This window comes from Parafrankia sp. EUN1f, from assembly GCF_000177675.1.
Classification (GTDB): Bacteria; Actinomycetota; Actinomycetes; order Frankiales; family Frankiaceae; genus Parafrankia.
In genome coordinates, this window is sequence record NZ_ADGX01000262.1 from 1 (window position 1) to 7,463 (window position 7,463).

At 70.1% G+C, this 7,463-nt stretch carries 4 protein-coding genes; 1 reads left to right on the forward strand and 3 read right to left on the reverse strand.

What is annotated here, in order from left to right:
* From FREUN1FDRAFT_RS37205 to mobF, 3 genes are all read right to left on the reverse strand, one after another.
* The coding region (locus tag FREUN1FDRAFT_RS37205; protein ID WP_006545595.1) for a transposase at positions 1-209 on the reverse strand (209 nt) is incomplete at its 3' end.
* A 375-nt stretch (positions 210-584) separates the two neighbouring features.
* The gene (locus FREUN1FDRAFT_RS40520; RefSeq protein ID WP_232295592.1) at positions 585-998 is read right to left on the reverse strand and encodes a hypothetical protein; all 414 of its coding nucleotides are present in this window, start codon (positions 996-998) and stop codon (positions 585-587) included.
* 869 nt (positions 999-1,867) lie between these two features.
* On the reverse strand, positions 1,868-5,524 hold the full coding sequence (mobF, locus tag FREUN1FDRAFT_RS37215) for a MobF family relaxase (protein ID WP_006545599.1): 3,657 nt from the start codon (positions 5,522-5,524) through the stop codon (positions 1,868-1,870).
* A 636-nt stretch (positions 5,525-6,160) separates the two neighbouring features.
* Here mobF and FREUN1FDRAFT_RS37220 point away from each other — a divergent pair.
* Entirely contained in the window at positions 6,161-6,898 is a 738-nt protein-coding gene (locus FREUN1FDRAFT_RS37220) for a DUF2786 domain-containing protein (protein ID WP_006545600.1), read from the forward strand.
* The last annotated feature ends 565 nt before the right edge of the window (positions 6,899-7,463 follow it).

Below are 7,463 nucleotides of genomic sequence, written 5' to 3' on the forward strand. Positions count from 1 at the left end.
GCGCCGATGGAGGCAGGTTGGTCGACGACGACCAGCACGGTGCCGTGCTTGGCTTGCAGCCGGGTGAATACCTCCCGCAGTTTCGGTTCGTTGTTGGGTAGCCGCTTGTCGAACGCCTTCTTCCCGGCTGGGGTGAGAGCGGTGGCATGGTGTTCGCCCTTGCCCACGTCCAGGCCCAGGTAGACGTCGATGCCACCGGTATCGATCACGTGCTGTCTCCCGCGAGCGCTGTCTACTTTCCCGGCCTCACCTGCGGCATCAGCGTGCCGGCATCCACGTTACGAAGAGCCTGTCTCGCTCACGATGAGTTCGACGGTCATGCCCCTGATCAGCGGTCTGCCGATGCCTCCGGAACTTGGTGACACCACTTTTTCGATCATGACCGACGAGGGGCTCAAGTCATGCCAGGTCCGGAGGCCGGGAGCCCCGTTGCGGGGCCATCCAGAAGGTAACGGGTGCTGCCCACGTACCGAACCGCGCGGTCCCCAGACCGATCATCACCAGGATGGCGGCACAGGTCAGCGCGCCGACCAGCAGCCCCCAGCGACGCCGTCCACCGTCACGACGCTGTCCAGGCCGCGAGCTCACGCCGTCATCCACGCGATCAGATCCGGCGCGTAGGTGATCATCAACGCGCCCCCGCCGCCACCGAGAACCATGCCCCAGCCACGGATCCCGGACGGCGCGGAGCCTGTTACCCGTCCAATGCCCAGCGCGCCACCGCCCACGATCACCGCGCCCACACAGCAGACAAGCCCGAGTTGAGCCGCGACATCCAGAAGATCCTCGATCTTCGATCGGCCCGGGAGGTCACGCCAGTCCGGGGTGACCTCGATCGGAACCGGGCTGGGCCGGGGACTTTCCGTAGGCGGCGCAGAGGTCTCGGCCTGCTGCACCTGCTCGACAGCGCCTGGACCGTTCGCCAACGCCGGCGAAGCCGCGTAGACCAGCACCAGGCCGGCCAGGATCGGCGCCGCGACCCTCCCTCTCACCCGCACGACCATCCCCACCTCCAGAACGCGGATCTCCCTACTCCCCCAGATGTGTGAACGGCGACACCTGATCCGGAAGTCGGGTTCGTGTCAAAGGTCAAGGACCAGCGGATGATCACGGAACCGGCTGATCACCTGGTCGTAGTCGGCGGCGCGGACCGGGTCCGCAGGTGGTCGGCCGAACGCGCGGAGCAGGGGATGCAGGGCGGTGGAATCGGCCGCTGTCCCGTGAGGAAGGCCGAGTTCGCGGTGGCGGTACCGCTCGATGTGCTGGACGTCGGTGTCCCACGCCGCGGCGGCTGGTTCCTCGGCGGGTCGGGGGCCTAGGAGTCCTGTGAGGTAGTCGGCCGGGTCGACGCGGGCCTGGGAGAGCGCGTGGCCGACCTGACGGTCGAGCGCAGCGTCGAGGCGCCGAAGTCTGTCCCCTGACGGGCTCGCGGGCCCGTGACCGAGTCGAGGCGTCGAGGCCCACTCGGCGGGACGGGAAACGGACTCCGCTGCTGTGAGAGCGCGGCGTTCGGTGGCCAGGTCCGCCGGTGGGCGCCGGGCAAGATGCGCGATCTCGGCGAGGTCGAGGAGACCGGCGAGGTCGGCCCATTCATCCTGGGCTGAAAGCGGCGCAGGGAGGAGATAGTGGCCCGGGTCGACGTTGTGGTCAGAACAGAGGACGCCGACGCGGTGGTCGAGGATGGCCGCGCCGGTCCGCGCGCTGGTCTGCTCCTGACGGGTGAGGGCTGCGAGTAGATCGTCGGGGCTGTGACCGGTGTCGAGCAGGGCGTGAAGGCCGGCGATCGCACGGTGGCGCGGAACCTGCTCCGCCTGGGAGTAGAACCGGCGTCGGATCCGGTCCGGAAGCCCGTCGGCCCAGGTCCGCGTCAGGCCGACCGCGAGGTCGTGGTGTGCCGTCCACCGGTGCTGCCCGCTCTCGGCGGAGCCGGGGGTGGGGGTGGTCCGGGTTCGTCCGGTGGCGAGTCCGGGCTGTGGCGGGCGTGGTGGATCGCCAGCGCGGCGACGGCCTGGTCCCACAGTGCCCGGTCGGGTCCGGCGGCGGGCCGGGTGCCGATCCGCGCCGTGAGGGCGGGTGGCGGTTGGGTGACGGACGCGGCGCGGATCGCCGCTTCGGCGGCGAGTTCGGCGCGACGCAGAACCGGCATGGGGATCCCCGCGCCGGCCGTGCCGGCGCTGTCGGCCAGTCCGGCGCGGCCGGCCGGGGCGCGGGGCGCGTCCCGCGGCGCGGTGGAGGAGCCGCTGGTGGCGAGGTGGTGGAGTTCGGCGAGGGTGTGGGCTCGTCGGAGGGCATGGGCGGCGCGGGCGAGGGGGTCGTGGTCGGTGGCGAGCCGTTCGGCGCGGGAACCCGCGAGATGCTCGGCGAGCCGGTCGAAGGGGCCGTCCGGATCACGCAGGACAGGAAGCCAGTCCTCCTCATCGGTGTCGGCTTCGAGATCGGCGCGGCGGATGACATAGGCGGTGAGATCGGTCTGGGCGCGCGAAAGCATCACGTACAGGCCGGCGCGGCTGGTGTCGTCCGGCGCGACCGCGCGGGCGGTCGGCATGGACGCGCCTTCGGCTTTGGCAGCGGTGATCGCGTAGGCGTAGCCGAGGCCGCCGTCCCTGCCGTCCCCGAAACGGTGAGTGAGGTACTTCCAGGGAACCTTGACATCGCCTTTGCCGGGAAAGTGCACGTCGAGTGTCTGGCATTCGGGTACGCCGGGGTCGAGGGTCACCGCGGTGACGACGCCGAGGGTGCCGGTACGGATGTAGGCGGAGGCCGGGCGGCCGGCGGGGACGAGGGTGTGCCCGGCCTGGGTGAGCGTGATGACCTCGTCACCGACCTGAAACTCCCGGCCCGCCACCGTGAGGACGGGTCCGGTCAGGGTGCCGTCCGCGGTGAGGCGCGCCCGCGCGGCGCGGGCGAGGATCTCCACGTCCCGTGTCCGCTCCGCCATCATCGAGATCATCGCCGGCGGCGCGGACCGGCCTGTACGCCCCGAACGGCGCTGCTCGTCAGGCCTCGGCGCGGTCCGCGCGGCGTACCAGTCGTCGACGACGCCACCCAGCAGCGCGTCGCGGTCGTCGAAGAGCCGAACCCGGCCATCCGCGGCGAGGCGGTTGAGCGCGTCTCGCGCCGACGGCGCGGTGTCGGCACGTAGCGCTGTCAGGGCGGCGCGGACCGGCGCGAGAGCCGCGCCGGACTGCCGGTGCAGCGTCGTGAGCGCCGGGATGTTCGGTGTCGTCGCGACGAGGTGCGCGAACCAGCCACCCGCCCCGACCGAACCGAGCTGCGCGGGATCACCCAGCAGGACCACCACGGCGCCGGTGCGCGTCGCCCACCGCAACAGCCGTTCCGCGTCCCGGCTGCCGATCTGGGTGGCCTCGTCAACGATCAGCACGCTGCCGGGCGGCCAGACGGTGGCAGGGTCCTCGGTGTGGTCGAGAAGGGTCAGCCAGCCGGCGACGACACGGGCCGGGACCGCGATCCGGTCCGCGAGCTCCTCGGTCTGCCGGCCACCGTGCGCCGCCGCGAACACCGCGTGACCGGCGTCGAGCAGAATCCTGGTTGCCAGGCGCATCGCCTCCGTCTTGCCGGTGCCCGCCGGGCCCACGACGGGCCGCACCAGGTCCCCGGATCCCAGCAGCAAGCGCACCAGCTCGATCTGCTCGGTGGACAGGCGTGGCCCCGCCGGTGTTCGCGGCCGGCGGCCGGCAGGGTCCCGGCCGCGGGAGACCGAACGTGGACGAGGTGCCGATGGCCCGTTGGACAAGTAGACGTCAAGGAGTCTGGGGGGCACGAGGATCCTCGGGGCCGCGCCAGCGTCGACCCGGCCCTGACGACACAACGCCAGGACCGTGTCCTCGACCTCGATCAGCTCCTGCGTCGTATACAGCGCCGTGGGAACCTGCCGGCGTCGTCTGGCTGGATGGCCGAGCAGGACGACCCGCGGATCCGCGAGAACCTGATCGGTGAAACTCTCGATCTCCTCCGCACCGAGGCGGTCCCCCGCCCACGCAGCAACCTGGCGGACGACCTCACGGCGATCGAACGTGGTCGTCTGCGCGGTCGCGCCGTGGGGACCCGTCACCAGATCCATCAGCGCAGGCAGCTCCTCATCGACCCGGCCTCGTACGTCCCGATCGACCGGTGCGGCCAGCGCGCGGACCTGCTCCGGCGTCCACCCGGCCGCAGCCAGCCGATCGTGCTGGATACGGCGCGCCTCCTCGTCGGCCAGGACCTTCTTCGGCGCACGTGATCCACGCTGCGCCGCGGCCTTCGTTCTCCCCCCGGGCGAAAGCCCGTCCGCGACGAGCTGTTCGTACTCGTCCGCCACCTCACCGGAACGCGTCGAGAACGCGGCAAGCAACGTGGGCGGGAACCCGGCCAGTTCCGCGACCCCGTTCCGGACCGGCCCCCAGCGCAGCCCCCGCCGCCGCGCCAACTCGTGGCGCATCGCCGCAGCACCCAGGAAGCCAGCGGTACGAACATGGGAGAGGAACACCTCCCCGTCGAGCGCGCGCCACACCAGTCCCGACTGGACTGTCGGATGGCCCGTCTCCCAGCCGCTCCCGGCCGCAGGGTAACCGTCGATGCCGTCCAGGGCGTCGTCGCCCTCGCGATCGACCGCCGTGTCGGGAACGGCTACCGCGTTGGCCACGATGAGGTGGATGTGCAGGTGAGCTTCCTGGCTCCGGGAAACGTCATGCAGATAGGACGCCACGGCCAGCCCCAACCCGGCGCGGTTATGCCCGTTTACGGTGCCGACCACCGCGTGCCGCTCCAGATAGGTCACGACCGTGTCCACACCAACCTCGACCGCCGCGTCGATATCCCCGCGGATCTCCTCGTCTCCGAACGCCCGCAGCAACGACATCGTCTTCGGCATCGAACAGGTCACGTCATAACCGATCACCACCGCCGGCGGCACCCGCGATGCCCGGAACCGCTCCACCTCGCCGCGCGCCACCCGCCACGCCCCCGTAGCCGGATCCCGTTCCGCGGCCAGCCACGCCTCGGACTCCCCCGGCGCCTGGCTGTCGTCCCCTGCCGGCTCCACGGATCCAGCCGACGACGATGCGTTCGCGGGGGAACGTGCCGCCGTACGGGCCGCGAGCATCCGCAGGTAGGACGCGCTCACACCCACCAGGCGGGCCGCCGCCTCCAGCGACAGCCAGCCCTGCTCATCAGCCCCGTCGGGCAACGGGTCCGCGGCGGCCGATTGGGACGGCGTGGCTTCGGACGCCATCGCCCGGCCAGCCGATCCGGAGTTCGCCAGCAGCGGCCGGCCCGTCACCCCGTGCTCCCCGCACAACAGCCGTGTCAGCGCCAGCTCGGACACCGCCGGCCCGACCAACCCCGTCAGCGCCGCAGCCTGGCCCCGCGGCCGCCCCGGCGCGTGGCTCTCGCCGTAGTACCGGCGCAACGGCGATACCTCGTCAGGCTGACCGCCCTCGACATACGCCACGACAGCCCGCGCCGCCCGGCCGACCGCCGCCCGGTCCCGAGGCCGCAACGCGAGCACCTTCGCCGTCGCGATCACCGGAAGCTGGTCCTCGAGCCCGGCCGCCTACCCACCCGGGCAGACTCATCCGCACAAGCATCGAAAACGTCATCGCGATGTACCTCGCCAACGTCATCACCCGTGACGAACGCACGGCACAGCACCCACCGCGCCCTCCGCTGGAATCGCCCGCGTCGTCGAGAACGCTGCGATCAGAACGCCGGCCACGCCACCCCGACATCAGCCCGGCCGACCGCACCCGACAGGTCAGTTCGGCGGAGCGATCGAATACACGCAGCAAAGGCGGAGCGCGATGGGGCCGCCGAGCGGCCCCCAGGAAACCGCATAGCTCGAACCTTCATTATTCGCCCGCACAAACCAGAACGCCTGTAGGGAGAGCTACACCAAGGCCTCGTGCACATCCGGGGAAACTCTCCTTATCCGCACCGGCGCTCCACAACCTCGGCCGCCACCACACCCGTTAATTGCACAGCGCAGCACCTTGAAACCTCTCGATGAAAAGGCAGGGGACCAACGACTCCCAGGCCGAACCACTGTTTCCAGCGAAACAAAGGTAGTCGGACCACGGAGGAAACGCCGCCACCGGCAACAAACGAACTAGAATTGGAGTTGGCAAGAAAACACCGGAACCCCCTCCCCCACCGAAGAGGCCCCATGAACCCGGACGCCGCACTCACACGAATCCGCAAACTCCTCGCCATGGCCGAGGACGACGCCATCACCACCGAAGCCCGCGAGACCTACAACCGCAAAGCCGCCGAACTCATCGCCCGCTACGGCATCGACCAAGCCCGCCTCGACGCAACCGCCGAGCAGCCCGCAGCCGCGGCCGACATGACCATCAGAATCGACCGGCCCTACATCGCCGACAAAATCGGTCTCCTCGCCTCCATCGCCGACCCTCTCGGATGCCGCATCGTCCAGCGCACCCGAGACCACAACGGCAACCGCGTGACCGAAGGCCACCTGTTCGGCATGACCGCCGACCTCGAACGAACCCAGATCCTCTACACCTCGCTACTGATCCAAAGCACCCACAGCCTCGCCACCACACCCATCCCCGCCGGCGACGACACCCGCGCGTTCCGACGAAGCTGGCTCACCGGATTCGCGGCCGCCGTCAGCCACCGTCTCACCGCCGCCGAAAACGCCGTCCGACGCGACGCCCAAGCCGAGGACAGCGCTACCGGCGGACCATCCACAGCCCTCGTCCTGGCCAGCCGCGCCGACCGCGTCCAGGAGCACCTCGCCAACACCTACCCGAAGCTGCGCACCACCCGCCGGCGCCGCCTCACCGGCACCGGCGGACGCAGTGGTTACCGGGCTGGAGAACGCGCCGATCTGGGCACCACCCGTCTCAGCCCCACAGCCCAACCGGCCATCCGTTCCTGACACGGCCAGCCCACCGAGAGGCCGGCACCCCGATCGGGGTGCCGGCCTCTCGGCGTGCCCACAATCCACCCCAGCCGCCAGATGGCAGCCGCTCGAACGCCAAGGGCTCCCCGGAACCAAGGAACCACCGCGAGGAAAGAGCAACGGCCGCCAAGAACGCGCCGGCACGAGGCGTCACCCACCATCGACGGGACATATGGAGCTCGCGCTACGCGCGAGCTCCCAGGAGCCAGACAACCCCGGAGCCGAAACCAGCCGGAGTCACATGACGCAGCATAATCGCCGTCGGGGTGGCGCTGCGACCGCAGTTCCCGGTCCCAGGCACCCGGAGAGGGTACCCACTCAAGATCGTTCCCTGCACAGAATACGAATGCGCTCACACCGCGCCCACACACATATTTCGATCTCGAGTGAATGATCTCCAACTTTTCATAACTGCAGGTCAGGCGCCATCCGCTTGGAGCCGGCGAGGTGACTCGAACCCCTAACCGCTCGATTACAAGACGGATACCCGCGTATCGGAGCGTATCGGAGAATGCCGGTCCGTGCCGGAAAATCCGAGGTC

Excerpts from the sequence above, each read along its gene's own strand:
- FREUN1FDRAFT_RS37220 (WP_006545600.1), top strand. The coding sequence starts at position 6,161 with ATGAACCCGGACGCCGCACTCACACGAATCCGCAAACTCCTCGCCATG.